The following is a 26,092-nucleotide window of genomic DNA, read 5'->3' as shown; positions in this document are numbered from 1 at the left end:
GAGCACAACTTCGCAAATTATCGAGTGTTTTGCGAGCTTTAGCACCGATTATCTGCCAACAGGATTAATTTCAGACAGAAATTCACTTCCTGCAAGCCGCCGCAGCGATCATTTTATGTTCACGCGCGTAAAAATACGCGCCGCAGCCAGATGAGCCGCAGCGCGTATAAAATGGATAACCCGAACGAAACTTAGAAGTCGTCGTTCTTTTCCGGGGCAACCAGACCTTCGATACCGGCCAGAAGCTCTTCTTCCGACATGCGGTCGAAAGACACAACATCTTCCTCGGCAGCTTCGGCAATGCCTTCAACCAGCTCGTCGGACGACGAGGTGATCTGGGCCGGAGCAGCAGCTTCCGGTTCGTCCACTTCCACATGCTTCTGCAGCGAGTGGATCAGATCTTCCTTCAGATCGTCCGGCGAAAGCGTTTCATCGGCGATTTCGCGCAATGCAACGACCGGGTTCTTATCATTGTCGCGGTCGACAGTGATCGAAGCGCCCTGGGAAATCTGGCGGGCGCGATGACCGGCGAGCAGAACCAGCTCGAATCGGTTCTCGACTTTGTCTACGCAGTCCTCAACGGTGACGCGGGCCATACGCGGTCCCTTTCATTTTCGAACTTTAACGGATTTTTTCTGCACATAACGCCTGTTGGGCGAAATTACAAGCTAAAGCGGGATTATAGGCGTCAAATAGCCCTTATCCGCTCTTATGTCCTCGATTTTAAACGATATACCGCATATTATCTCATTGCGGTTCAGAATGGAACAATATTAACTAGACCAAAACTCGTTCACATATCTGAATTGCTACACAAGGTAAATTAGCTCACTAAAATAACAACCTATGGTTGCTTGTTTTTCTATAATATGTCCTTAGAAACGCTATAAACGCTATTGGTAGAAATATTTCGCCAGCCGTCGTTTGTGAAACAAATCTGAATACGCGGCCGACGGTCCACACTCCCGTTAGGCTGTAGAGTGGATATATTGCACGATGTTCGATTCTCGTGAAAAAATTGCGCTTTTTATTGATGGCGCCAATTTATATGCAGCATCCAAGACCCTGGGCTTTGACATCGATTACCGCAAGCTTCTGAAGGCATTTCAGAAGCGCGGTTATCTGCTGCGCGCATATTACTATACTGCGCTTGTTGAAGATCAGGAATATTCGTCGATCCGTCCACTGATCGACTGGCTGGATTACAACGGCTACAAGGTAGTCACCAAGGCCGCCAAGGAATTCACCGATTCGACCGGTCGCCGCAAGGTGAAGGGCAATATGGACATCGAACTCACCGTCGATGCCATGCAGCTGACCGACACGGTTGACCATTTCGTCATCTTCTCCGGCGACGGCGATTTCCGTTCGCTCGCAGAAGCCCTGCAGCGCAAGGGCCGCAAGGTTTCCGTCGTTTCGACACTGACCACCCAGCCCGCGATGATTTCCGATGAACTGCGCCGTCAGGCCGATCATTTCATCGATCTCGTTTCGCTGAAGGCTGAGATCGGTCGCGACCCCTCTGAGCGCGCACCGCGCCGCCAGGACGACGATCTCGACGAAGGCTATTGATATCAGTCAGGGCTCGGAACCGAGCCCTTTTCGAACTGCGCAACATTTGCGGTTCGGTTGTTAAGAATATCCACTCTTCCGCATGAATCAAAAGAGCGCCTCACGGCGCTCTTTTTCGTTGGAATAAGGTCAGCCCCGGTCGCGAAGCAAGCGGGCCTTCTCGCGACCCCAGTCGCGTTTCTTTTCAGTCTCGCGCTTGTCGTGGTTCTTCTTGCCGCGTGCCACGGCCAGTTCCAGCTTCGCGCGTCCACGATCATTAAAGTATAGTTTCAGCGGAACGACAGTCATACCGTCGCGCGAGACCGAGTTGAACAGACGCGACGCTTCGCGGCGGTTGACCAGAAGCTTGCGCAAACGGCGCGGCTCGTGGTTGAACCGATTGCCCTGCGTATATTCCGGAATATAGGAATTGATCAGCCAGAATTCGCCGTTCTCGAAGCTGGCATAGCTTTCGGCGATGTTCGACTGATTGGCGCGCAGAGACTTCACCTCGGTGCCAGTCAAAACCAGACCAGCCTCAAGCGTGTCCAAAATCTCGAAATTGAAGCGCGCCTTGCGGTTTTCCGCGATGATCTTGCGCGCAGGGGAATTCTTCGGCTTGTTCATAACTGCACTATATAATGCGTTGCATTTAAAATGAAAACGCTCCCGCGACGGCGGGAGCGTAAAAATCACCAGCTTGCCATGTCTTCAACTATCAGCGCGACAATTACCGGATCAGTTGATGAGGCCTGCATGCTTCATGGCCTGATCAATCTTTTCAGCGGTCGAAGCTTCGACCTGCACCATTGGCGAGCGCAAGCTGTTTTCAACGCGTCCAAGGCGCGACAGCGCATATTTCGGGCCAGACGGATTTGGCTCGATGAACAGCGCCTTATGCAACGGCATCAGGCGATCCTGCAATTCCAGAGCCTTGGCGAAATCGCCAGCCTGGCAGGCTTCCTGAAACTCGGCGCACAGGCGCGGCGCGATGTTCGACGTCACTGAAATGCACCCTACCCCGCCATGCGCATTGAAGCCGAGCGCCGTCGCATCTTCGCCCGAAAGCTGGATGAAATCCTTGCCACAGGTGCCGCGCTGCTCGGAAACACGCTCGATCTTGCCAGTCGCATCCTTCACACCGATGATGTTCTTGTGATCGCGCACGAGAGCACCCATCGTTTCAGGCGTCATGTCGATGACCGAACGGCCCGGAATGTTGTAAATGATGAGCGGGATCGAGATCGAGCGGGCAACTCGCGAGAAATGCTCGTAGAGGCCACGCTGGTTCGGCTTATTATAATAAGGCGTAACCACCAGCACGGCATCCGCGCCAGCCTTTTCCGCATGTTGGGCGAGTTCAATCGCTTCGACCGTATTGTTCGAGCCTGCGCCGGCGATGACGGGCACGCGACCGGCGGCGACTTCGATGCAAACCTCGATGACGCGCTTGTGCTCATCATGGGAAAGCGTCGGCGTTTCGCCGGTGGTGCCAACGGGCACGAGACCTTTGGTGCCTTCTTTTATCTGCCAGTCAACAAATGCACGAAAAGCTTTCTCATCGAACGCTCCTTCACGATCGAATGGCGTGACAAGCGCGGTAATTGAGCCCTTCAGCATCAGTAACTCCTGAAAAAGATAGACAGAACCTCAAACCTCAAGGGGCACTCGACCTGCGTTGCGGTTTGCGGAGGCGTTGAACAATAGTCTTGCAGCAAGAATGGAGCAAGCACATTGCAAGCGGAAAACAGGGGTAATACGGCAGATTTGCGACGAAAATCCCGGCTTTATTTTAGCATCTACCTCGCTGGTCCCGACAGTTGCCCGGGATGGGTATGTCCAACAGCCGTTTCGGCATCTGCGGGGCTATATTATAAAGCTTTTGTTAATCATAGTTTCATTCCTGAGACTTATCATGGAAGACAAAATGTGGGAGCGAAAATGAAGGCTAACAAAAGCCGGATTTTGCTAACATATTTTACAGCAACCAGTGTCCCGGATGGCCGGATTTTTGTTTCAGAGTGTGGATGTCTAAAGAAGTCGTAGCGATCAGTATCAGACGAAAGGCCCTGCTTGCAGGATGCCTTATTGCGGTTGCCGTGCAGCCGTCGGCTTCGTTTGCGCAATCGTCACTGCCGACCGAAGTGCCGACACCGCTTGCGCGACCCTTTGCGCCTGCCGCAGCGCAGTCTCCCGCTTCGCCGATGAATCTGGTGACGCCGACGCCGCGTCCCACGCCGCCCGATCCGGTTATCACCTCATCATTCAGCCGTGTTGAAAACCCGGCTGCCATTGGCGGCACGCTGAAAAGCGGCCTCGATGCGCTTTATTCCAACAATGTGACAAGTGCGGTTGCCTTTCGTAACGGCATGCCGCGAGGTTCGCTTGACCGGCAGATTCTGACCTGGGCGATTGCGACCTCGGGTATTGACGGCGTTTCAAGCGGCGAAATTGCTGCTGCAACCGCCGAACTGCCCGGCTGGCCCGGCATTTCCACGCTTCAGCGCAATTCGGAACGGGCTCTGTTCAAGGAAAACCCGCCTGCTGGAACGGTCATGGCGGCTTTTGGCAGCCGTCGCCCGGTAACCACCGAAGGCATGATTGTGCTGGCCCGCGCCTATGTCAGCATTGGTAATCCCGCAAAAGCGCGTGAACTCCTGTCGCCCTGGTGGGCAACGCAGCGTCTCTCGCCGGATGACGAGCAGAAAGTGCTGAAGGAATTCAACGGTGTCCTGACGCGGGAAGACCACCAGCGACGTTTTCTGCGCGCGATCTATAATGACCGCTCACAGTCAGCCAAACTGCTTGCCGGTCCCGCACAGGCCCAGTCGCTTTACAATGCCTTTGCAGCCGTCGCCCAGAAGTCGCCCAATGCAGCCGCGACGATTGCTGCGGTCGATCGTTCCTGGCAGTCCAACGCGGCCTATCAGTTTCTGCGGATTCGCTATCTCCGTCGCGCTGAGCGCTATGATGACGCCACCGATCTGATGTTGAAGGCACCGCGTCAGGCCGCCATGCTGGTCGATCCCGACGCCTGGTGGACCGAACGGCGGATTCTGTCACGCGAGCTGCTCGACCTCGGCAAGCCACAGCTTGCCTATAAGGTGGTCGCGGCCCATGCCGCCGAATCGCCAACCGTTGCAGCTGAAGCGGAATTTCACGCCGGTTGGTATGCATTGCGCGCGCTCAAGCAGCCAAAGACGGCGGCACCGCATTTCGCCAGAATTGCTGAAATTTCTGCCCGGCCGATTTCCGCATCGCGCGCCTATTATTGGCTTGGACGCGCTGCGGATGCGGGAAGCGGCGGCAATGCGCGCGATTATTATCGCCGCTCTGCCCATTTCGGCACGACCTTCTATGGCCAGCTCTCGGCAGCCAAGCTGGATGAGAAAGCCCCGGAACTGATCTATCCGCGACCAAGTGATACGGATCGCACCCGCTTTGCCAACCGGAACGCAGTGCAGGCGATCAAACGTCTGGAACAGATCGGTTATGCCACCAAGGCGACATCCATCTATACCCAGCTTTCGCAGGAACTCGACAGCGTCGGCGAACTCGCCTTGCTGGCCGTCATGGCTGAGCGTAATGAGAACCACTATCTGGCGCTGCGGGTCGGCAAAACTGCGGCGATGCGCGGGCTCGATGTGGGTGCGCTGTCGCATCCGCTCGGCGCCATTCCGGCCAGTGCCAATATCAGCGGGTCGGGTAAAGCCCTCGCCTATGCGATTGCGCGTCAGGAAAGCGAATTCAATGTCGGTGCCGTTTCCAAGGCTGGCGCACGCGGTCTGTTGCAGCTGATGCCAGCGACCGCCAAAAGCGTTGCGACACGCAACGGTATGGCTTTCTCCGCGCCGCGACTGACGAGCGACGCAGGCTATAATGCCACGCTCGGCGCGCATTTCCTTGGCGAACAGCTTGACCGTTTCAACGGTTCCTATGTGCTGACCTTTGCCGGATATAATGCCGGGCCGCGCCGTGCTTCGGAATGGGTCGAGAAATATGGCGATCCGCGCGGTCAGTCGATCGAAGAGATCGTCGACTGGATCGAGCGCATTCCCTATTCGGAAACGCGCAATTATGTGCAGCGCGTGATGGAAAATTACGAGGTCTATAAAGCGCGTTTGACCGGCTCAGCCGATATTGAAACCGATCTGGTTTACGGGCGCCGATAGACAGCTTCAAATTCTGCGGGATGCGCTACAAAACATCATCCCATAACTCCATCAAGCGTCAGTTTTCTTGGCAGGCTTGGCCTTCGGCTTCGCAGGAGCCTTCTTGGCTCTGGCCGGGCGTTTGGCTGCTGGCTTGCTTGTGGCTTCGGCAAGCTTCGCCGCCTGACCGATCCAGCTTTCGCGTGCGATTCGGCGCGGGAAGCCGATGTGACGTTCGATCCACGCCGATTCTTCGTCCGACCAGCCTGCGATCTGGTCATAATGATAAACGCCAAGCTTGTTCAGCATCGCCTGAATGGCTTTGCCGATACCGCTGATCACAGTCAGATCATCCGCCTTGCCGTCACGGGGCGCATCGACAAGTTCGGGACGGCCCGGATCTTCCGGCTTGCTCTGTTCTTCCGGCTGGGGAGCCGGAACCGGCAGTGGTCCGCCAACGACTTCCGCGTCCGGCACAGGTGCCTTCTTCGGCGCACTGACTTTTTGTGGCTTCTTGTCCTTCGGGAGCGACGCTGTTTCTACCGGAGCAGCGACGGGCTGAACAGGTTCAGGCTTCTCGTCCACGGCAGGAGGCGTCGAAAGCGCGGCCGCGACGATTATACGTTCATCGTCGGTCATGACCTTGCCTTTGCCCCGGAACAATTTGCCCAGAACACATCCGACGATAAACGCCACCGCAACAAGGATCGCCAGTTGAATGATCAGCAACGGCATATCGGTTTCCCTCGCACTCTATACTACACGCGCCATAACCTGTTGATTGAGCGCATCTTATCCTTTGCAGGCCGAGCCAGTTCGGCAGCTGCCTTATTTACGACCGCCCAGCCATCCGATGACGATCCCGATCAATACCGCCGCGAGAAGAACGGGCCAGAATGTTTCAGCAAGATAAAGCATTAAAACCTGCACTGGGTTTCATGGGTCAGTTCCCATTCATCAGTCATAATAAGAAAGCAAAATTTGAAACAGCGAAACTGTCAACTTCGAACAGGAAAGTCATCCGAACCCCTGCCCTAGCGTAAGCTTAATTCCACAGAATCACGGCTGGGCCACATCAGATGCTGCCAGTTTCAAATCGAATGGCAGCGGCTTGGCCAATATATCGGTCATTGCCTGATATTGCTCGGCGCTTGCCGCCTTCCCTTTGATCGAAAGCGACCCGTCGGTAATCGTTACCTCGCCATCCACAAGCGTTTTGGTCAAAGTGAGAGCGAACAGAACACTGTCGGAAAATTGTGGCCAGCTTCCGCGCGCCAAGGCCATTTCGTCATCAAGCGACAAGCCGGGTGCGACACCTTCTGCGGCTTCCATGATCTGGTCACGAAGCGCATTTTCGGGAATGGAGCCTGAAAAGACCAGGCCGTCATTGCTCTTTTCAATCTTGAAAACATAAGGCGACGTGGCAGGCAGAACAGATGTGAGGTCTGTGATGTCGTTGATTCCCCACACAGCACGCAAAGCCGTGCGTGCCGCTTCCTGCTCTGCGGGATCAGGCGCAATGCCCTTCACTGTAATGTCGCGGCCTTCAATATCGAAGCCAGTCCAGACATAGGGCGCAAGAGCTTCAGACGTACGCGTTGAAATATCGGTCTGAACCCGATCCACCCCGAACCACAGCGCCAGTGCCGTCAGTGTTGCGGTCCACGTTACACCCGGCCAGAACCAGCTTTTCATGTCGCCTCACCTTCCGTGTCTGTGATCCGCTTCTTCGAAGCAGCGCATTTCGATAGCTCGTTCGTACAAAGACAGGACATTTCACAAATGCAAGAGCCGTTCGAATCAGAGAACAACAAAAAACCCGGCAGCTGAGCTGCCGGGTTTCCTGTATCAAATCCGGAAAGGATTAGAACGAACGCTGGAAGCGGATCGTTGCGCCGAAGGCGTCCTTGTCGGAGATCGTGCGGAGCGAGCTTACGCCAGCTTCGTGATCGCGCCATTCGTTGCTGAAACGGGTCCAGTTAACTTCCGGCGTGATGGTGAAGCCAGGAACCAGCTCGTATGCAACGTTAGCTGCAACTGCGGTCTTGCCCCAATCGTCATGTGCGCCCTGAAGGTTGAAGACAGCCTTGTCGGTTGCCTTGAACTTCAGACCACCCCAGACAGCCCAATCGCCGCCCCACTGGCCGTACATCTGGTCCGGAGAAGCTTCCGAAGAGTATGCACCCTGCAACCAGAGCGAGAAACGGTCGGTGATGTTGACGTCGCCGCGAACCTTGGCAGCCCATTCTTCGATAACCGAGTCGTAAGCTACGACGCCAGCGATCGAACCCCAGCCGCCAGCATACTTCAGGCCGCCAACAACGTGCGGCATGTAGCCGTCGATTGCGTAGTCAGAAGTACCGGTGTAGCCGCCGTCGTTGTCGCCACCCTGTTCAAGAGCGATTACAGCCGAGAAGCCGTTGCCGCCAGTGAAGGTGTACGAGATCTTACCCGTGCGGTATGCGCCAGCCGAGACCACGTCATCGTTGATGATGTCGCCGAGGTAACCGGTGAAGGTGTGGAATTCCGACTCATCGATACCGACCTTGAGGCCGCCGAGTTCGATATAGGCGAACTGCATCGTAACGTCAGAACCGGTCGTGCCGTAGACGCCGTCATCACGCGAGTTAGCCGCAGCATAGTTGAAGCGGGTTTCGGTGAAGGTCTTCAGCGTGCCGTATTCGGTTTCCGAAGCGGTCGAGGTGCGAAGTGCGAAACGAGCGCCCTTGTCCCAGCCCTTACGGTCCTGGCCGGAATAGACGTTGTCGCCGCCCTTTACGTCGTAACGGACGTAGCCATGGATGCGCAGGCAGGTTTCGGTGCCCGGGATGTAGAAGTAGCCAGCGCCGTATGCGTCGCAAACGCGAACATATTCAACGGCTTCGGGCTCTGGCGCGACGATTGCGTCGGCAGCCTGAGCGCCGGAAGCTGCAACCAGAGCTGCAGCGGAGCCGAGAAGAAGGCTCTTGATGTTCATTTCTGACCTCCAGTCAAAGTTAAAAACGGGTCTGGGCATTTTGATTTGGCTGAAGGACAACCTGTCCCCATCCCCTTGTGAAAAAGTCGCCCCGAAGCGCTCCTTCTTCTGGATGTGAAGATACTCGCCCGCTCTTTCGTTTCAACACCGAATACGGCTTACCTGCCTTAGCAAGGCCTCTATGCAGAATGGTTGTTGCAGAAAAGACACGAAATTGTCAGCTTTGAGTGGGGTTCTTTAGTCTTTATTAACATTAGTAAATTGAAATTAATCGATCTTAACGATTGAAAACGTGTGTTTTTTCAGTTTGGACGCTTAACCCGGCTCGAGATTCCCTTGTTTACGGCCTGGGGATTGGAAAGTGTCCGCCAGATGGCAAGGAACGAGCGATTCTTCTTTAAAGAGTCCGAATCTCTTTCATTTCTAATGGCATTATTATGCGACAGGGCAATGAAGGACTCGCCGTTGAAATGCCGCAAATCGGGCCTGCACCATGATTGCCTTATATATAAAGGGTGTAATTCTCAGGAAATTTTACCAGCTACTGCGTAAATCGCTTGAAATGCCGCCACGTACCGGCTATCTCGCCCTTACCGGAGAGGTGGCCGAGCGGTCGAAGGCGCTCCCCTGCTAAGGGAGTAGACCTCATAAGGGTCTCGTGGGTTCGAATCCCATCCTCTCCGCCACTGCGCTGCCAGCGCGCACCAATCCCCTTACCAAGATTATCGCCGATATTGCCGCATGACGCCGATTCTCGCGCTGTCTGTCGACTGCGTGTCGATCTTTTTTTTTGACAAGCTGAATCGTCAAATTCCATAAGTGTTTGATTTAAAATATCTTTCTGACCTGACGTCGATTCTTGACTGGAGGTCAGAAATGAACATCAAGAGCCTTCTTCTCGGCTCCGCTGCAGCTCTGGTTGCAGCTTCCGGCGCTCAGGCTGCCGACGCAATCGTCGCGCCAGAGCCCGAAGCCGTTGAATATGTTCGCGTTTGCGACGCATACGGCGCTGGCTACTTCTACATCCCGGGCACCGAAACCTGCCTGCGCATCCATGGCTACGTCCGTTACGACGTAAAGGGCGGCGATGACGTCTACACCGGTTTCGACCGTAAGGGCTGGGACAAGGGCGCTCGTTTCGCGCTTCGCACCTCGACCGCTTCGGAAACCGAATACGGCACGCTGAAGACCTACACCGAAACCCGCTTCAACTACGGCGCAGCTAACTCGCGTCATGATGGCGACTACGGCTTCACCGGTTCTGACGTTGCTCTGCAGTTCGCCTATATCGAACTCGGCGGCCTCAAGGTCGGTATCGATGAGTCGGAATTCCAGACCTTCACCGGTTACCTCGGCGATGTCATCAACGATGACGTGGTCGCAGTTGGCGGCTACCGCACCGGCAAGATCTCGTACACCTTCACTGGCGGCAACGGCTTCTCGGCTGTAGTTGCTCTTGAACAGGGTGACGACGGCTTCACCATCGACGGCTACATGCCGCACGTTGTTGGCGGCCTGAAGTATGCTGGCGGCTGGGGTTCGATCGCTGGCGTCGTGGCTTACGACTCGGTTATCGAAGAATGGGCTGCCAAGGTTCGTGGCGACATCAACATCACCGACCGCTTCTCGGTTTGGTTGCAGGGTGGCTACGCTTCGGAAGGCTCCCCGGACCAGATGTACGGCATGTGGGGCGGCGATTGGGCTGTCTGGGGTGGCGCGAAGTTCAAGGCAACCGACAAGGCTGTCATCAACATTCAGGGCGCACACGACGACTGGGGCAAGACCGCAGTTACGGCTAACGTCGCTTACGAGCTGGTTCCTGGCTTCACCATCACGCCAGAAGTTTCGTACACCCGCTTCGGTGGCGAATGGCGCGACTACGCTGGCGACAAGGATGCCCTCGGCGGCATGGTTCGCTTCCAGCGTTCGTTCTAATCAGACCAACGTCTGAATCAAAGACGCCAGCGGGAAACCGCTGGCGTCTGCAATCATAGAATCAGTGTTCACAGAGCTGTGAAGTCACCCGCTTCAAAATGGGGATTTTGAACGGGCGGCGACAAGGGGAGTTATCGAGAAACTGGAAATTGGGGACAAACGGGGGGCCTGAAACAAGGATCGCACCATGTCTCTGCATAAAGTTAGCCTACTTATCTTGTGCTTCTTTAATTATTCCATTAGTTGTGCAACCCGCAGAATGCCGGGGGGCACAAAATGATAACTATTGGGGAAACGGTAGTTGGTACTGGTGACAAATATGCGCCGATCATCGACTACAATCTGAATTACGCATCCGACAGAAGCCAAAACCACAGGCTCGTAGAGAAATTCTCTATCGCTGAGCTGACGGGAAAATATATAAATATTCTGTGGGATGACGGCTCGCACAAATATAATGTTAGGTCGTTTCTCGGCGAGATCGACGAAATTTTGAAGGGCGAACGCTTTTCAGGTTTCGATCAGGAAATGCTTGATTCCCTTATTGGCACGCTTCGTGAGCGCGGCAACAGCAATGCAACCATCAACAGAAAGATGGCTGCGCTGAGCAAGCTGCTGCGAAAGGCGCATAAAATGGGGGATATCTACAGTCTGCCGGAGTTTGTCCGACAGAAAGAACGGGTGGGCCGCATCCGCTTTCTCGAATATGAGGAAGAAAAGCGTCTGTTCGCGGCGATCAAATCGCGCTGCGAAGACAGCTTCCGGCTTGCAGTGTTCCTTGTCGATTCAGGCTGCCGTCTTGGTGAGGCCATTGGACTGACGTGGAATGATCTGCAGGACCATCGCGTCACCTTCTGGCTCACCAAATCCAACAGAAGCCGAACAGTCCCCCTCACCCGCCGCGCGGGAAAGGCGACGAAGATTCCGCATGAGCGGCTCAAAGGGCCATTTGCGATGCTCAATCAAGTCCGGTTTCGCCAGATCTGGAATGACGCCAAGATGGAAGTCGGTCTGGGCACCGACGATCAGGTCGTACCGCATATTCTGCGTCACACCTGTGCTTCCCGCCTTGTTCGCGGCGGTATCGATATTCGCCGTGTGCAGATGTGGCTTGGCCACCAGACACTGCAAATGACCATGCGATACGCGCATCTGGCTACCCATGATCTCGATTCATGCGTGAAAGTGCTGGAAATCCACTAGAGGGTTTCCAGCAGCAGTACAGCGCGCCACCGCAGCGACAACAATTCGCTGTGCTGTGCAGCCCTGCTTGTATGGTTCAGAGAAGATGAAATTCAGTGTTTTAATTACTATTGCGCCTGACGAATTGGCGCGCTTAGCCTTGTTCGATTGCCCTTAAACGGCACTACCGTCTCAGGTTGATAGCGGCATTTCCTCGCTTGATTCCAGCACCATGCCGCAAGCGAACTTCAAGCCCATAGCACCTGGTATTTCCATTGCTGCATCGCAGGCTGGAAAGGTTGACGCATGTGCCGTCATGGAATGGCTCCCCTCCAATCATTCAAGATTCTGAGTTTCCTGCCGTTTCCACGCAGTGCCTCGCGCATATTGATCGCTTGACACGGGAGAGCGGCTAACACGGCAAGTGCGGTCTGTCACGCCTGCACTGGCCAAACTATCAAACGTGTTCAGGCAAAGCGCCGGACTTACCGACCCAATCCTGATTATGGTTTCGAATCAACAATATCGACACTTGATCGGAACGCCTTCAACTGCAATGAAACAGACGAATTCGACCGCGGCAGATGTTCAGCACGACCAATATTCAACGCATTCGTTGGTCAGCTTGTTGATAGACGATTGGGGGCGGTGAAGCGCCATCTCCCGAACAGCCCACGGGCACAGTTCCCACCGTTCGATTGGCCATAGCCAGCAAACAAACTGCCGCATATCCCGCTCGCGCTTTTCTCACCATTCTGGTGGAACCGACGGGCACGACTTGCTATGCCTTTCAATCGGGAGGACGAACGGCCACGTGGTAACTGCTGCGGACCATTTCGCCCAACCAAGCCGCCTTCATTGCCTGACTGAAAGCTGACTGGATATCGCCATGGGATCACCCCGCCTCACGCCTCTTGTCGAAAAGCTGCCTTCAACCGTGCCGTTTATCGGCCCAGAAACGCTGGAATTGCAGCGAGGCAAGCCTTTCAAAGCCCGCATCGGCGCGAATGAGAGCAGCTTTGGCCCGGCACCATCGGTGATTGAGGCAATGCAGCGCGAAGCCGCAGAGGTCTGGAAATATGGCGACCCCGAGAACTACGAACTGCGCCACGCCATCGCCGCACATCATGGTGTGAAAGCGGAAAACATCATGCCCGGCGCGGGTGTTGATGCTCTGCTTGGGCTGGTCGTTCGGCAGTATGTTCGCGAAGGCGATAAGGTCATCAACTCGCTTGGCGGTTACCCGACCTTCAATTACCACGTTGCAGGTTACGGCGGCGCATTGGTCACCGTCCCTTATCGCACTGATAAATCCGATCTGGACGGTCTGCTCGCCGCTGCAAAGCGCGAGAACGCCGCCATCGTCTATGTCGCCAACCCCGACAACCCAATGGGGACCTGGCATGAAGGGGATGATATTCAGTCCTTCATCGAGGGCATTCCTGAAACGACGATGCTCATTCTAGACGAAGCCTATTGCGAGACAGGACCTGATTCGGCATTCCCGTCTTTTGAAACAGATCGCCCTAATATCCTCCGCATGCGCACCTTCTCAAAAGCCTATGGGTTGGCTGGCATTCGCTGTGGTTATGTTGTCGGTTGCGCCGAAGCGATCCGCTCCTTCGACAAGATTCGTGACCATTTTGCCGTGAACCGCGTTGCTCAGGCGGCAGCGATCGCAGCGCTTAAAGATCAGGCCTATCTTAAGGATGTCGTCGGAAAGATCCATGCCGGTCGCGACCGCATCGCTGCTATTGCGGCAGCCAACGGTTTGAGCGCTATTCCGTCGGCAACCAATTTCGTGGCTATCGATTGCGGACGCGACGCGGCATTCGCCACGGCGATAATGAATGGACTGATCGCGCGCGATGTTTTCGTGCGCAAGCCGGGCGCGCCGGTTCTTGACCGCTGCATTCGCGTGAGTGTCGGGGTTGAAGAGCAGCTCGACGTTTTCGAAGCCGCCCTGCCCGGCGCATTGGAAGACGCCCGTCAGTCCATCAAAAACACCGAAACTGTTTGAATAGTGAGCCATCATGCCCAGCTTATCGAATGGCAGACCCTATAATGTTCTTTTCAGCACGCTTGGCGGATTGTGCGGCGCGCTCGCAATCGCAGCCTATGCCGGGGCAGCCCATGGCGGCGAAAATCATCTCGGCAGCATAGCACCTTTGCTGCTGGGCCATGCACCGGCCTTGCTTGTACTGGCTCTGTTTGCACCCGCCAGCCGTGCAGCCACTATCGGCGGTGCGCTTCTGGTCGTCGGCCTGGCGCTCTTCTGCGGCGATCTTTTCATGCGCGATATCACCGGCAACCGACTCTTCCCGCTTGCTGCACCAACCGGCGGAAGCCTGATGATCCTCGGCTGGCTGAGTGTCGCACTGACCGGATGGTTCTCGAAGCAAAAATAAAGGGGCCTCGCGGCCCCTCTTTTTCTCAGCGAGATCGATCGATCAGGAATTGCCCTTAAGGCGTGCATTGCAAAGGCTGTAATAGCCGCCGCCCTTCTGCACCCACTTCAGGCCGCCAAGTGCATTGGCATCCTTCAACGCATGATACTGCTCAAGGCAGGTGTGCATGCGTGCCTTGCCAGCCGATTCGCTTGAATATTTCGCGGAAACGGCAGTTGGGAACTTCATGCCTTTCGGAGCAGCAGCGGTTGGTGCTGCAGGTTCCGAATTGCCATCGGTGCTCAGTGCAACCGGATCGGCACCCGCACCGCACTCGGCCTTACGGAAATCATTCCACTTCACGCCATTATCCGTGCCTGCATCCTTTGCAGCCTGATATTTGGTGCTGCACTGCTTCATCGTCAGGCCCTTGGCGCTGTCATCAGCCGCAGGAGCTGCCGTCTTTGCAGTTTTGGCTGCTGGCGCTGCCGCGGCAGGCGCGGCCGGAGCAGCAGCCGGTGCGGCTGCGGCATCGTCACCGCACTGGGCTTTGCGGAAGTCGTTCCACTTCAGATTGCCGAGCGTTCCGGCGTCTTTGGCGGCCTGATACTTGGTGCTACATTCCTTCATCGTCAGCGCACTTGCGGGCGATGAAAAAGTGAAAGCCGCTGCACCCATGATAATGGCGGTGCCTGCCAAAGCTGTGATGGTTCGAATGGACATTGCGTCACTCCCTATCGAATACGGCCCTTGGATCGTAAGGCACCGGATTGATGCTTCACGACCAATCTCATTTGCATATGTCGGAAATTTCATCTTTCTCCGCATATGCCGGAATTAAGAAGAAATCAGGCTCAACCTGTTGCTCCCGTTCATTCCTTTTCCGCGCCAACATTGCTCCTGGCGAAATTGACTGTCAATCGTTTGCTTAATATTACAGGTGCGGGCAATACAAATTTTCTAACGGTCATTTTCGGCCCGTTATGGTTACCCCCTTCATAGTAACGACATAGTAACGTCATCAAATTGACCGTTTTGTATTTAAGCGGAAACTGCATTAAGGACGATGTGGGATGATACAGCGGATCATGATCATCGGCGGTGCCGGTTCGGGAAAATCGACGCTGGCACGAGAGCTGGGCCAGATGCTGGGCCTGCCCGTCATTCACATCGACACCATCTACTGGCAGCCCGGATGGGTCATGCGTTCACTTGATGAAATTGCCCGTCTGACAAAGGAAGCAGCGGATGGCGATTGCTGGGTCTTCGAAGGCAATCACAGCCATACCATGCCCTATCGTGCTTCACGCGCAGACATGCTCATCTTCCTCGACATTTCGACCGGACGACGTCTTGTGCGGGTAGTCCGCCGCATCCTGAAATATCATGGCCGCACGCGACCGGATATGGGCGATGGCTGCCCGGAGCGTTTCGACTGGGATTTCATCAAATGGGTGGTCGATTATCGCAAAAATGGGCGGATTCGCGCACTCAAATTCGTGGAACAGGCCCCAAATCACCTGATAAAGCGTGTTTTACGCAGCCCCCGTGAAGTAGACACATTTCTCGGCGGCATTCGTCACGAAACAAAACAAAAGCAAAGCACCCCGAAATTGTAGGGAGCCGATAAAGACCAGCTTAAAATAGCAATTTTGCAAATGATGCCAACGCGCTTTCACGCTGCTATATTGTTGATGTCTCCCAAGACTTGACGCTCGTGTGCGATCATCGAAGCAACGACACCTCCGCACAGCGCAAAGATCAGTTGAAATAAGCGCCGGATTCAAATCCGGCTTTTGACTTTTTTGAGCCGGCCGCCCGGCTCTCGCTGTTGGAGTCTAAACGTGGCCGATATCGCAGATAGCGCCGCTCCGCTTGCTGGCGCGCCCAGTGTCGCAAGCCTCGACCGTCATCGCTTGTACGAAGACGCCATGGCCATGCTGATTGGCACGTCTTTCATCGCGCTTGGCATCAATCTTTATAGCCATGCAACTTTGATGACCGGCAGCACGGCTGGCATCGCCCTTCTCATTCAATATGCGACAGGGACGAATTTCGGGCTGCTTTATTTCCTGATCAACCTGCCCTTCTACTATTTCGCCGTACGGCGCATGGGATGGGCATTCACGATCCGCACTTTCGTGGCGGTCGGCATGTTGTCAGGTTTCGCATGGCTGATACCGCAAAGCATCGACTTCAGTACCGTCAATCCGCTGTTTGCCGCGCTGATGGGCGGCACTTTGATGGGAATGGGTGTGCTGTCGCTTTTCCGGCACCGCTCCGGCGTCGGCGGCGTCAATATTCTGGCGCTCTATCTTCAGGATGCATACGGAATTCGAGCGGGTTGGTTCCAGCTCGGCCTTGATCTGGTGATCATGCTGGCGTCGCTCTTTTTCATTCCATGGCAGAATATGACGCTTTCGCTGCTCGGCGCCGTGGCGATGAATCTGATCGTTGCAATCAATCACAAGCCGGGCCGCTATCTCGGCATGAGCTGACGCACAAAAGCCGCCTTTGAGGGCGGCTTTTTGTTTCGGTCATGCGTTTCGCAGTTTCAGTGCGTGGTCATCCATTCGCGGGCATCGCGAAGGGCTGCGGCCAGTTCAGTCTTGCTCATGGTGGCGGCAACCTGATTGCGCATCCGGGCGGCCCTTTCATTGCCGCGAATGGCGGCGATGTTGAGCCACTTATGGGCTGCGATCACATCGATCTCGCAATCGCGACCAATCGCATATTTCATGCCCATTTCCAGAAGAATGCGGTCCTGCGATGCGATCTTTTGCTGCTGCGTAAAGCTCTGAAACTGTGCCATTTTTCTTTGTCCCTGTTAAATCCCGAGAACCGTACGGTCTTTCTTTCGTGGCGATTATTATCGCCTTGAAACTGCCGTCTCTGTCGTTCCGTTCATGATGTAGAGAATAGGCATCAGGGCTGAAATGCGCGTTAAACCAGATGCTTAACGTCTGACCAACAAAATCCCAACAAGGTGTAAACTTGGGATTTTGTTAAACATCCAAGTCTCGCGGATTGCTGGATTTTCCCGAAAAGTCGATTCAAATCCGTTCGATGCATGGAAACCGGATGATAACCATAGGACAATCGGGGTCGGCAGGATTGGTGCATTGCGGCGTTTACAAACAGCAAGAAATCCCCTCGCCCGACACCCTCACGAGTGCGAAAATTCCGCTTCCGCTCTCGCGAAATCTCGTTTACGTTTACGTTTGCGTAAATCGTGACGATATGGGGAGAACACTGTCGTCATGGTGAGTGGCGCGATCTGGGGGGCCGGTGATCAAACGGCAATCCCGGTTACGGCGACCACGGCAAATGAATGAAGCGGCTTGCGCCACCGCCCGATGGAGGGACTGGCGCGCATCGGGAGGAATGAATGATCCGCACTCTTATTCTTGGAATGACACTTGCAGCCAGCGTTGCCGCGCCCGCTCTTGCTGACGAAGCAATCGTGGGCAGCTGGAAACGTCCGAACGGCACGATCATCAGCTATGCGTCCTGCGGCGGCAACAAGTTCTGCGGCACGGTCATGACCGGCGAATATAAGGGCAAGTCCATCGGTACCATGTCTGGCACGGATGGCAGCTACAAGGGCGAAGTGAACAAGCTTGACGAAGGCAAGACCTATACGGGCAAGGCATCCGTCAAGGGCAACACGCTCTCCTTGTCGGGCTGTGTGCTCGGCGGCCTGATTTGCAAGAGCGAAAGCCTGACGCGCCAGTAATCGCCGACAACAATTTTCAAACGAAAAGGGCGGCCTGAACAGCCGCCCTTTTCTTTTATCTCCTGCCTAGCGCGCCTTCTGACCGAAGAGAATTTTCTGCGCTTCCTTGTCGTTGGCCAGATTGGATTTTTCCCGCTCTTCCTTGCCGACAACCAGACCGCGCGCGACGGCAGGACGCGCATTCATGGTGTCGTGCCAGCGCTTCAGATTCGGGAATTCGTCAAGATTCTGCTCGTAGTTTTTGAAAGCATTCACCCAGCCGATGCTGGCCATGTCGGCGATGGAATATTCGCCTGCAATATAATCCTTGCCTTCGAGCTGACGATTGAGCACGCCATAGAGACGATTGACCTCGTTGGTATAACGGTCGATGCCATACTGCACCTTTTCCGGCGCATAGAGACGGAAGTGCCCTGCCTGACCGGACATCGGACCCAGCCCGCCCATCTGCCACATCAGCCATTCGTCAACAGCCACGCGCTTGCGCTCGTCCGTCGGGTAGAACTTGCCGAATTTGCGTCCGAGATATTGGAGAATGGCGCCGGATTCGAAAACCGAGATCGGCTCGCCGCCCGGACCTTCGGGATCGATGATCGCCGGCATGCGATTGTTCGGGGCAATCTTCAGGAAGTCCGGTTTGAACTGGTCGCCCTTGCCGATATTGACGTATTTGACCTCATAGGGAACGCCAAGTTCCTCCAGCATGATGCTGATTTTGACGCCGTTCGGCGTTGGCCAATAATACAGCTCGATGGGCTTTGTCTGTTCAACCATGGCTTTCTCCAACTCGTTCGAGAGTGTGCGGCGGATTTGGGCGGGATCCTTCCCGCATTCCAATGATGGGAAACATAAGACCCATTTCGACAGGCACAAGGCCAATGCGGCGCATTTAACGGAACATCAATATTTTTGAACCGCGCATGAACGGCAGCCTCAGATGTGGTTCAGGCGCACTCGCTAAACTGGGCAACAACAAGGACGGATTTCAACCTTTTGGGGGCTTTCATGTTGCTGAGACGCTTGACGATTGTATGGCTACTGATCGCCGGGCTGGCGATTGTCGCTGGTGTATTCGCCGACAGGAAACACGACACCTATCGTGACCAGACGGTGTTTGGTCCGCTGGCTTCCGCCCAGGTCAAGCCGGGGGCACGTCCATGATCGCCAACATCCGCTCGACTGCGGGCATCGCCCTGCGGGTATTCCTCTTCACAGCAATTTTTACCGGCCCGGCCGCCACCTTCGCCTATACGCAAATCGGCCAGCACAGCAAGATGAGCGGCATTGGCCTTGTGCTTTATGTCAGCCTGCAACGAACCGCATAACTGCGTCATTCCATCGTCGTGAACTCTGCTATACTGAGCCATGACACAGCGAATCGAACAGCCATTTCTCAACGAAATCAAAACACCAGCGCCAATCGAGCCAGAGGTGTTTACCGATGCGAGTGCGGCGGTTGCCGCCCTGCAAAAGCTTTATGATCGCAATACGGGTTTTCTGCGCGATGCTTTCGAGAAGGTCGCGCGCGGCGAAATTCCGGCACAGCGCTATCGCGCCTTCTACCCCGAGATTTGCCTTTCCACATCGAGTTTCGCGCATGTGGATTCGCGTCTGGCCTATGGCCATGTTTCAACGCCGGGCGACTATTCCGCGACCATTACCCGTCCCGATCTGTTCGATCATTATCTGAATGAACAGATCCGCCTGCTGATGCGCAATCACGGCGTGACGGTGACGGTGCGTGAGTCTTCCACGCCGATCCCGATCCATTTCGCGTTCATGGAAGGCACCTATGTGGAGGCCTCCGTCGCCAGCGCCTTCCAGCATCCGCTGCGCGATCTTTTCGACGTGCCGGATCTGGCTGCGACAGACGACAAAATCGTCAATGCCGATTTTGAACCAGCACCCGGCGAACCGATGCCGCTAGCGCCTTTCACGGCCCAGCGCATCGACTATTCGCTGCACCGGTTGGCGCATTATACGGCAACGAGCCCGGCCCATTTCCAGAACTTCGTGCTCTTCACCAATTATCAGTTCTACATGGACGAGTTCTGCGCCTATGCCCGCGATCTGATGGCGCAGGGCGGCGGCGGTTACGAACAATTCGTGGAACCGGGCAATCTGATTACCCGTGCAGGCGAAACCGCGCCGAGCGAGGGCACCCCTTTGGCGCGCCTGCCGCAGATGCCTGCCTATCATTTGCAGCGCTCCGACCATTCCGGCATCACCATGGTCAATATTGGCGTCGGGCCTTCCAACGCCAAGACAATCACCGACCATATCGCCGTGCTGCGTCCGCATGCATGGCTGATGCTCGGCCATTGCGCTGGCCTGCGCAACAGCCAGCAGCTCGGCGATTATGTGCTGGCCCACGCTTATATGCGTGAGGACCACGTGCTGGACGACGACCTGCCGGTCTGGGTTCCCCTGCCCGCGCTGGCGGAAATTCAGGTCGCACTGGAAGAAGCGGTCGAAGAAATCACCGGCCTCGAAGGCTACGACCTCAAGCGCATCATGCGCACCGGTACCGTTGCCACCATCGACAATCGCAACTGGGAGCTGCGCGACCAGCGCGGCCCTGTGCAGCGCCTTTCGCAGGCGCGCGCGGTTGCACTCGACATGGAATCGGCCACCATCGCCGCCAACGGCTTCCGTTTCCGCGTGCCCTACGGCACCTTGCTCTGCGTATCGGACAAGCCGCTGCACGGCGAACTGAAGCTGCCGGGCATGGCCACCGAATTCTACAAGCGGCAGGTGGCGCAGCATCTGCGGATCGGCATTCGTGCGGTGGAAAAAATCGCTGCCATGCCGGACGAAAGGCTGCATTCACGCAAGCTCAGAAGCTTCTACGAAACGGCGTTCCAGTAGATCGAAGGCAATAGGGCAGTAAGGCAGTAGGGCAATATGTTGGTTGGCGACAACTAGCGCCCTTAACATACTGCCTTATTGCCCTACTGCCTTACTGCCTTCCTTCCATCATCGCGCCGTAATCCATCCCTAAAGGCATCTCATGTCGAAAAGCCGTGAGAACATCCCCTTCCTGTTGCTGCTTGCCGCTGTGGCGGTGTCCATCCCGCTTGTGCTGGGATTTCTCGGCGCGGTTCATCCCGCGCTTGATACATTTTCGCATTTCCGCGCGCATCTTGCCGTCCTGATGATCGTGCTGGCCCTGCCGCTGCTCTTCACCAAGATGCGGCGCGAAGGCGCGATGCTGCTCCTGTTCGCTATCATGGCGCTCAGCACCACGCTCGGTATGGCGCGTGATTTTCTCAGCGGTTCGGCAGGCGCGACCACAGCCGAAACTACGGGGCCGCGCTACAGCCTTGTTCAGATCAATCTGCGCGAGGACAATCCGGAGCCAAAGCGCATCTTGCAGATGATCGCCCGCGAAAAGCCGGATATCATCGCCTATCAGGAAGCCAGCGAGCAGTGGACAAAGTGGCTGGATATTCTTCAGGCCACCTATCCCTATCGTCTCAGCTGCCGTGAAGATTCGCGAACCTGGGGCGTCGGCATTCTGTCCCGCCGCCCCTTTGTTGAAGGCGGTCAGCCCGTATGCATCGGTGACGGATTGCTCGCCATCGCTCCCGTTGATCTCGGCGGCACGCACATCAATGTCGCTTCTCTGCATTTTTCATGGCCATGGCCGCGCTGGCAGCCCTATCAGCTTGGCTATATCGAACCGGGCCTGAACCAATTAGCAGGGCCAACGATCATCGCAGGTGATCTGAACGCCGTGCCGTGGAGCAATGCCGTTCGCCGGGTCGAGGCCGCATCCAAAACCACGCATATGACCGGCATTGGCGGAACATGGTTCCCGTCCTTCCTGCCGGTGTCACTGGCGCCTTATCTCGGCCTGCCTATCGATCAGATTTTCACCAGCGCGGATGTTGTTTCGCCCAAGGTTTCAGCCCGCGAAGACGCCGGTTCGGATCACCTGCCGGTGCGGCTGGACTTCTCCGTTCCAGCCCCGGTGCGCCCGGACGAAGACGAACCGGAAACGCAGTCCGTTATGCTTCAATAACGAGCAGTTCACGGCCCGGACCTTGACTAAAATGCGGAATTCAAGTGGATGCTGCTGCTGAACTTTACGGGCGACGGCAGCACCACCCACAGCAAGGAGCTTTCCGCATGCAGATGTATCAGGTCGATGCATTCACTGATCAAGTCTTCGCAGGAAACCCAGCTGCTGTCCTCATCCTTGAAGACTGGCTGCCGGATGGGCAAATGCTGGCAATTGCGCAGGAGAATAATCTCGCCGAAACCGCCTTTGTCAAAGCCCGCCCCGATGGCGCATGGGATTTGCGCTGGTTCGCCCCGGCGCTTGAGGTTGATTTCTGTGGTCACGCCACCCTCGCAACAGCGCATGTCCTGTTCACCACGGGAAAGGCCGATACATCGCTGGTCTTTCACACGCGGGTTGGTGAACTGAGCGTATCGCGAGAGACGAACGGATACAGTCTCGACATTCCCCGTCTGTCGCCAGAACCTATCGATGCGCTGCCACACGAAATTGCGGATATTTTCGTTGAACCGCCGGTTCGCATCTTTCGCAATTTTGAGAATTTCTTTGCCGATCTGGGCAGCGCCGATGCCGTGCGCAAATTCGTTCCAGACCTGGCGGCAATCGCCCTTCTCGGCTCCGTCGGTCTTGTCGTGACAGGTCAGGATGAGGCAGATGCAAAAGCGCACTTTGTGTCGCGCTATTTTGTTCCGGGGGCGGGAATTCCGGAAGATCCGGTGACAGGTTCCATCCATGCCACGCTTGTGCCCTACTGGGCTTCGCGATTGCAGCGCGACACGCTGACAGCCTATCAGGCGTCGGCACGTGGAGGATGGCTCGACTGCGAATTGGTCGGGGACCGCGTTATTCTGCGCGGCAACGCCGTGACATTCATGGAAGCCACGATCTTCCTGCCGGAAGCTACCTAGCAGTTGCTCGACTGCTAGGTAGCATATCTGGCAGAAACAGACGCCTCATGTGGACATTTACATGTTCACGTAGACTGGTCCTTCGCCGACATTCTTACAGCGGCGGACGAGACGGACACGGTCTCGAATGTGAACCATTACATGTTCACATAGACCGGTCCTTCGCCGCCTTGTGGCGGCACCCAGTTGATGTTCTGGTTCGGGTCCTTGATGTCGCACGTCTTGCAATGCACGCAGTTCTGCGCGTTGATGACGAAACGAACATCCTTGGCGCTTGGATCAGCAGCCGAGTTGCCGTCCTTGTCCACCCATTCATAGACGCCTGCCGGGCAATAGCGCGTCGACGGGCCAGCGAAGACATCGTGTTCCGACGACGTCTGCAACTGCATGTCGCGGACTTGCAGATGGATCGGTTCATTCTCGTCATGATTGGTGTTCGATAGAAACACCGACGACAGACGATCAAAGGTCAGAACACCATCCGGCTTCGGATAGTCGATCTTTTTGTGCTTTGCCGCCGGTTCGAGCGACTGCGCGTCGTTCTTGCCGTGCTTGAGCGTACCGAAGAACGAGAAGCCGAACAGCTGGTTGGTCCACATATCGAGGCCGCCCAGAGCGACGCCGATCACCGTGCCGAACTTCGACCACAGCGGCTTGACGTTGCGAACCTTCTTCAGGTCTTTGCCGATCAGGCTTGAACGCCAGCTGTTCTCAATCTCGACCGGCTCGTCATTGGCGCGACCGGCAGCAATGGCTTCCGCCAGCTTGTCAGCGGCGAGAATGCCGGACAGAACCGCATTGTGGCTGCCCTTGATACGCGGCACGTTCACAAAACCAGCCGAGCAACCGATCAGCGCACCGCCCGGGAAGGACAGTTTCGGCACCGACTGGAAGCCGCCTTCGGTAATGGCGCGTGCGCCATAGGACAGACGCTTACCACCTTCGAAGACATCCTTGATGGCCGGATGCGTCTTGAAACGCTGGAATTCTTCAAACGGCGACAGATACGGGTTCTTATAGTTGAGATGCAGCACGAAGCCGACCGCAACCATATTGTCTTCGAGATGATAGAGGAACGAACCGCCGCCGGTCTTCATGTCGAGCGGCCAGCCAAACGAGTGCTGTACCAGACCCGGCTTGTGCTTGGACGGATCGACCTGCCACAATTCCTTGAGGCCGATGCCGAACTTGCCCGGCTCGCGGCCTTCATCCAGCTTGAACTTCGAGATCAATTGCTTGGCCAGCGAACCGCGTGCGCCTTCGCCGATCAGCGTATACTTGCCGAGCAGCGCCATGCCCCGCGTATAGTTCGGCCCATGCGTGCCGTCGCGCTCAACGCCCATGTCGCCTGTGGCCACACCGATGACAGCGCCTTCGTCATTGTAGAGAACTTCGGTCGCAGCAAAGCCCGGATAGATTTCGACGCCAAGCTCTTCGGCCTTCGTGCCAAGCCAACGACAGACATTGCCGAGCGACACGATGTAATTACCGTGATTGTTCATCAAAGGCGGCATGGCGAAGTTCGGCAAACGCACTGAACCCGCAGGCCCCAGCAACAGGAAATGATCGTCCGTCACCGGCGTCTTGAAAGGATGCCCCTCATCGTCGCGCCAGTCCGGCAAAAGCTGGTCGATACCCACCGGATCGACAACAGCGCCAGACAGGATATGCGCACCAACTTCCCCGCCTTTTTCAAGGACCACGACTGAAAGCTCTGGATTGACCTGCTTCAGGCGGATCGCCGCGGCAAGACCCGCGGGGCCCGCGCCGACGATCACAACGTCAAATTCCATGCTCTCGCGTTCGGGAAGCTCCTGGTTCGCATGTTCTGGGGCTTCGGACATTCATCCCTCCGTTCGGTATGACATCACCGTTTCACTACGATAGTGTGGATGATGCATCCAATTGTTTTTACGCATAATCCCATTGCGAATACCCATCAACCGGCTGTTTGGCCAGCGCTGGGCAGCATGCAATAGGATTTGCCTGTTCCCGTCATTCGCCTTTATCCTCTTACAGAGTTAGCAACTGTCGCAAATGCGTCGAATTGTCCAAAATCGGCGTCTGAGTGCGTTTAATGATATTTACTTTGACGTAAACGTCAATTTCAATTGTTTGAAAATGGCGTGTCGGGATTTTTTGTCGCGACCTGTGGAGATTGGCAAGATTTCTTGCGCCCAGTGTAAGCTTCTGGTGGTTAGTCCGTGGTTTGATCGTGAAAAGCGCGACGCGCTCTTGCATTCACCGCCAAAATTCGCCACCTCATCTGTTGAGGTACAAAGATGACTGATGGCCGCGAGACACTGGATATGGAAGGCCTGCTTCGCTTCTATGCGGAAGCGGGCGTCGACATGCCGCTCTCCGACACGCCTATCGACCGCTTTGCCGAACCGCAGCGTGCACCTGCCGCACCGCGACAGGACATGCAGGCAGCCGAGCGCCCTCGCCCACAGCAGCAGCAAAATCAGCCAAGCCGTGCGCAAAACTGGCAGCAACCCTCAGCCGCCGCAACACCTTCGCCCGAAAGCAGACCTGTCCAGGCCGCAGCCGACGTGCCCGATACGGCCCAGATTGCTCTGGCCCGTGAGGCAGCAGCACAAGCTGCAACACTGGATGAACTGCGCGAGAAGCTTGCGGCCTTTGACGGCTGCAATCTGAAATTCACCGCGAAGAATCTGTGCTTTGCCGATGGTGACCCCTCATCCGATATCATGTTCATTGGTGAAGCGCCGGGACGGGATGAGGATATGGAAGGACTGCCTTTTGTCGGCAAATCCGGCCAGCTCCTGAACCGCATGATCGAATCCATCGGCCTCAGGCGTGAGAGCGTCTATATCGCCAACACGATCCCCTGGCGTCCGCCGGGCAATCGCACACCAACCCCATTGGAAACTGAGCTTTGCCGCCCGTTCATCGAGCGGCAGATCGAGCTTGCCGCGCCGAAAATACTGGTCGCGCTCGGCGGCCCCGCAGGCAAGGCGCTGACAGGGGCAACCGAAGGCATATTGCGGCTTCGGGGCAACTGGAAAATTCATCGCACGCCGTCCGGAATGGAAATTCCGGTTCTGCCGACATTGCATCCGGCCTATCTTCTGCGCACACCGGCACAGAAGCGTTTTGCCTGGCGTGACTTTCTGTCCGTAAAGTTGAAATTAGACGAAATACGCAATTGATATTCCGGCCTTTCGGTGGCATCGGCTCGTTCATCAGAACAATGCTTGTCACCAACATGCCGCAAACT

The 26,092-nt window shown here is 55.9% G+C and carries 26 protein-coding genes and 1 tRNA gene; 16 read left to right on the top strand and 11 right to left on the bottom strand.

Annotated elements, in window-relative coordinates; translation table 11 throughout:
• Window positions 1-191: 191 nt before the first annotated feature.
• A complete protein-coding gene (gene rpoZ / locus FGI60_RS14285; protein ID WP_078340702.1) occupies window positions 192-596 on the bottom strand; it encodes a DNA-directed RNA polymerase subunit omega in 405 nt (134 codons plus the stop codon).
• 400 nt (window positions 597-996) lie between these two features.
• Between rpoZ and FGI60_RS14280 the strand changes: the two genes are divergently transcribed.
• Entirely contained in the window at window positions 997-1,572 is a 576-nt protein-coding gene (locus FGI60_RS14280; RefSeq protein WP_113533992.1) for a LabA-like NYN domain-containing protein, read from the top strand.
• Window positions 1,573-1,701: 129 nt separating this feature from the next.
• Here the strand turns inward: FGI60_RS14280 and smpB are convergent, their stop codons facing one another.
• Window positions 1,702-2,178, bottom strand: coding sequence for an SsrA-binding protein SmpB (gene smpB, locus FGI60_RS14275; RefSeq protein ID WP_113533993.1), 477 nt, complete (start codon window positions 2,176-2,178; stop codon window positions 1,702-1,704).
• A gap of 111 nt (window positions 2,179-2,289) precedes the next feature.
• Complete coding sequence (gene dapA, locus FGI60_RS14270) at window positions 2,290-3,171, bottom strand: 4-hydroxy-tetrahydrodipicolinate synthase (protein WP_138785781.1); 882 nt, start codon at window positions 3,169-3,171, stop codon at window positions 2,290-2,292.
• A 407-nt stretch (window positions 3,172-3,578) separates the two neighbouring features.
• Between dapA and FGI60_RS14265 the strand changes: the two genes are divergently transcribed.
• Entirely contained in the window at window positions 3,579-5,723 is a 2,145-nt protein-coding gene (locus FGI60_RS14265) for a lytic transglycosylase domain-containing protein (protein WP_138785780.1), read from the top strand.
• A gap of 51 nt (window positions 5,724-5,774) precedes the next feature.
• Here FGI60_RS14265 and FGI60_RS14260 read toward each other — a convergent pair whose 3' ends face one another.
• The 3 genes from FGI60_RS14260 to FGI60_RS14250 all read right to left on the bottom strand — a co-directional run bounded on the left by FGI60_RS14260 (window position 5,775) and on the right by FGI60_RS14250 (window position 8,679).
• Entirely contained in the window at window positions 5,775-6,437 is a 663-nt protein-coding gene (locus FGI60_RS14260) for a 50S ribosomal protein L21 (RefSeq protein WP_138785779.1), read from the bottom strand.
• A gap of 324 nt (window positions 6,438-6,761) precedes the next feature.
• Complete coding sequence (locus FGI60_RS14255; protein WP_138785778.1) at window positions 6,762-7,397, bottom strand: hypothetical protein; 636 nt, start codon at window positions 7,395-7,397, stop codon at window positions 6,762-6,764.
• Between the two features lie 169 nt (window positions 7,398-7,566).
• Window positions 7,567-8,679, bottom strand: coding sequence for a porin (locus FGI60_RS14250; RefSeq protein WP_138785777.1), 1,113 nt, complete (start codon window positions 8,677-8,679; stop codon window positions 7,567-7,569).
• A 595-nt stretch (window positions 8,680-9,274) separates the two neighbouring features.
• Between FGI60_RS14250 and FGI60_RS14245 the strand changes: the two genes are divergently transcribed.
• The 3 genes from FGI60_RS14245 (at window position 9,275) to FGI60_RS14235 (ending at window position 11,817) form a co-directional block, all read left to right on the top strand.
• Window positions 9,275-9,365, top strand: a tRNA-Ser gene (locus FGI60_RS14245).
• Between the two features lie 190 nt (window positions 9,366-9,555).
• Window positions 9,556-10,614 carry a porin gene (locus FGI60_RS14240; RefSeq protein WP_138785776.1) on the top strand — a complete coding sequence of 353 codons (1,059 nt, stop codon included), beginning with the start codon at window positions 9,556-9,558 and terminating at the stop codon, window positions 10,612-10,614.
• 276 nt (window positions 10,615-10,890) lie between these two features.
• A complete protein-coding gene (locus tag FGI60_RS14235) occupies window positions 10,891-11,817 on the top strand; it encodes a tyrosine-type recombinase/integrase (RefSeq protein ID WP_113534000.1) in 927 nt (308 codons plus the stop codon).
• Between the two features lie 171 nt (window positions 11,818-11,988).
• On the opposite strand, the gene FGI60_RS26675 is transcribed toward FGI60_RS14235, so the two are convergent.
• Complete coding sequence (locus FGI60_RS26675; RefSeq protein WP_268898836.1) at window positions 11,989-12,114, bottom strand: hypothetical protein; 126 nt, start codon at window positions 12,112-12,114, stop codon at window positions 11,989-11,991.
• Between the two features lie 571 nt (window positions 12,115-12,685).
• Here FGI60_RS26675 and FGI60_RS14230 point away from each other — a divergent pair.
• Both FGI60_RS14230 and FGI60_RS14225 read left to right on the top strand, forming a co-directional pair.
• Window positions 12,686-13,816, top strand: a complete 1,131-nt coding sequence (locus FGI60_RS14230) for a pyridoxal phosphate-dependent aminotransferase (RefSeq protein WP_138785775.1) — start codon at window positions 12,686-12,688, stop codon at window positions 13,814-13,816.
• Window positions 13,817-13,829: 13 nt separating this feature from the next.
• Window positions 13,830-14,204: a DUF423 domain-containing protein gene (locus tag FGI60_RS14225; RefSeq protein WP_138785774.1), complete on the top strand. Its 375-nt coding sequence runs from the start codon at window positions 13,830-13,832 to the stop codon at window positions 14,202-14,204.
• A 42-nt stretch (window positions 14,205-14,246) separates the two neighbouring features.
• Here FGI60_RS14225 and FGI60_RS14220 read toward each other — a convergent pair whose 3' ends face one another.
• The gene (locus tag FGI60_RS14220; RefSeq protein ID WP_113534003.1) at window positions 14,247-14,906 is read right to left on the bottom strand and encodes an antifreeze protein; all 660 of its coding nucleotides are present in this window, start codon (window positions 14,904-14,906) and stop codon (window positions 14,247-14,249) included.
• Window positions 14,907-15,256: 350 nt separating this feature from the next.
• Between FGI60_RS14220 and FGI60_RS14215 the strand changes: the two genes are divergently transcribed.
• On the top strand, window positions 15,257-15,802 hold the full coding sequence (locus FGI60_RS14215; RefSeq protein ID WP_138785773.1) for a P-loop NTPase family protein: 546 nt from the start codon (window positions 15,257-15,259) through the stop codon (window positions 15,800-15,802).
• A gap of 225 nt (window positions 15,803-16,027) precedes the next feature.
• The gene (locus FGI60_RS14210) at window positions 16,028-16,681 is read left to right on the top strand and encodes a YitT family protein (RefSeq protein ID WP_138785772.1); all 654 of its coding nucleotides are present in this window, start codon (window positions 16,028-16,030) and stop codon (window positions 16,679-16,681) included.
• Window positions 16,682-16,737: 56 nt separating this feature from the next.
• On the opposite strand, the gene FGI60_RS14205 is transcribed toward FGI60_RS14210, so the two are convergent.
• The gene (locus FGI60_RS14205) at window positions 16,738-16,995 is read right to left on the bottom strand and encodes a sel1 repeat family protein (protein ID WP_138785771.1); all 258 of its coding nucleotides are present in this window, start codon (window positions 16,993-16,995) and stop codon (window positions 16,738-16,740) included.
• Between the two features lie 576 nt (window positions 16,996-17,571).
• On the opposite strand from FGI60_RS14205, the gene FGI60_RS14200 reads away from it, so the two are divergent.
• The gene (locus FGI60_RS14200) at window positions 17,572-17,919 is read left to right on the top strand and encodes a DUF2147 domain-containing protein (protein WP_138785770.1); all 348 of its coding nucleotides are present in this window, start codon (window positions 17,572-17,574) and stop codon (window positions 17,917-17,919) included.
• 66 nt (window positions 17,920-17,985) lie between these two features.
• Here the strand turns inward: FGI60_RS14200 and FGI60_RS14195 are convergent, their stop codons facing one another.
• The gene (locus tag FGI60_RS14195; RefSeq protein WP_138785769.1) at window positions 17,986-18,693 is read right to left on the bottom strand and encodes a glutathione S-transferase N-terminal domain-containing protein; all 708 of its coding nucleotides are present in this window, start codon (window positions 18,691-18,693) and stop codon (window positions 17,986-17,988) included.
• A gap of 231 nt (window positions 18,694-18,924) precedes the next feature.
• Between FGI60_RS14195 and FGI60_RS26280 the strand changes: the two genes are divergently transcribed.
• The 5 genes from FGI60_RS26280 (at window position 18,925) to FGI60_RS14180 (ending at window position 22,851) form a co-directional block, all read left to right on the top strand.
• Window positions 18,925-19,080, top strand: a complete 156-nt coding sequence (locus FGI60_RS26280) for a hypothetical protein (protein WP_171058773.1) — start codon at window positions 18,925-18,927, stop codon at window positions 19,078-19,080.
• Complete coding sequence (locus FGI60_RS26275; protein ID WP_171058772.1) at window positions 19,077-19,244, top strand: hypothetical protein; 168 nt, start codon at window positions 19,077-19,079, stop codon at window positions 19,242-19,244. The genes FGI60_RS26280 and FGI60_RS26275 overlap by 4 nt, the downstream gene beginning before the upstream one ends.
• A 40-nt stretch (window positions 19,245-19,284) precedes the next feature.
• Window positions 19,285-20,787, top strand: a complete 1,503-nt coding sequence (locus FGI60_RS14190) for an AMP nucleosidase (RefSeq protein WP_138785768.1) — start codon at window positions 19,285-19,287, stop codon at window positions 20,785-20,787.
• A 142-nt stretch (window positions 20,788-20,929) separates the two neighbouring features.
• Window positions 20,930-21,943 (top strand): endonuclease/exonuclease/phosphatase family protein, encoded by a 1,014-nt coding sequence (locus tag FGI60_RS14185; protein ID WP_138785767.1) that lies wholly within the window; start codon window positions 20,930-20,932, stop codon window positions 21,941-21,943.
• Window positions 21,944-22,050: 107 nt separating this feature from the next.
• On the top strand, window positions 22,051-22,851 hold the full coding sequence (locus FGI60_RS14180) for a PhzF family phenazine biosynthesis protein (RefSeq protein WP_138785766.1): 801 nt from the start codon (window positions 22,051-22,053) through the stop codon (window positions 22,849-22,851).
• 137 nt (window positions 22,852-22,988) lie between these two features.
• Here FGI60_RS14180 and FGI60_RS14175 read toward each other — a convergent pair whose 3' ends face one another.
• A complete protein-coding gene (locus FGI60_RS14175) occupies window positions 22,989-24,695 on the bottom strand; it encodes an electron transfer flavoprotein-ubiquinone oxidoreductase (RefSeq protein WP_138785765.1) in 1,707 nt (568 codons plus the stop codon).
• A gap of 438 nt (window positions 24,696-25,133) precedes the next feature.
• On the opposite strand from FGI60_RS14175, the gene FGI60_RS14170 reads away from it, so the two are divergent.
• Window positions 25,134-26,024 (top strand): uracil-DNA glycosylase, encoded by an 891-nt coding sequence (locus FGI60_RS14170; RefSeq protein WP_138785764.1) that lies wholly within the window; start codon window positions 25,134-25,136, stop codon window positions 26,022-26,024.
• The last annotated feature ends 68 nt before the right edge of the window (window positions 26,025-26,092 follow it).

Source organism: Brucella haematophila (assembly GCF_005938105.1).
GTDB lineage: Bacteria > Pseudomonadota > Alphaproteobacteria > Rhizobiales > Rhizobiaceae > Brucella > Brucella haematophila.
This window is presented reverse-complemented; position numbering and strand designations above follow the sequence as displayed.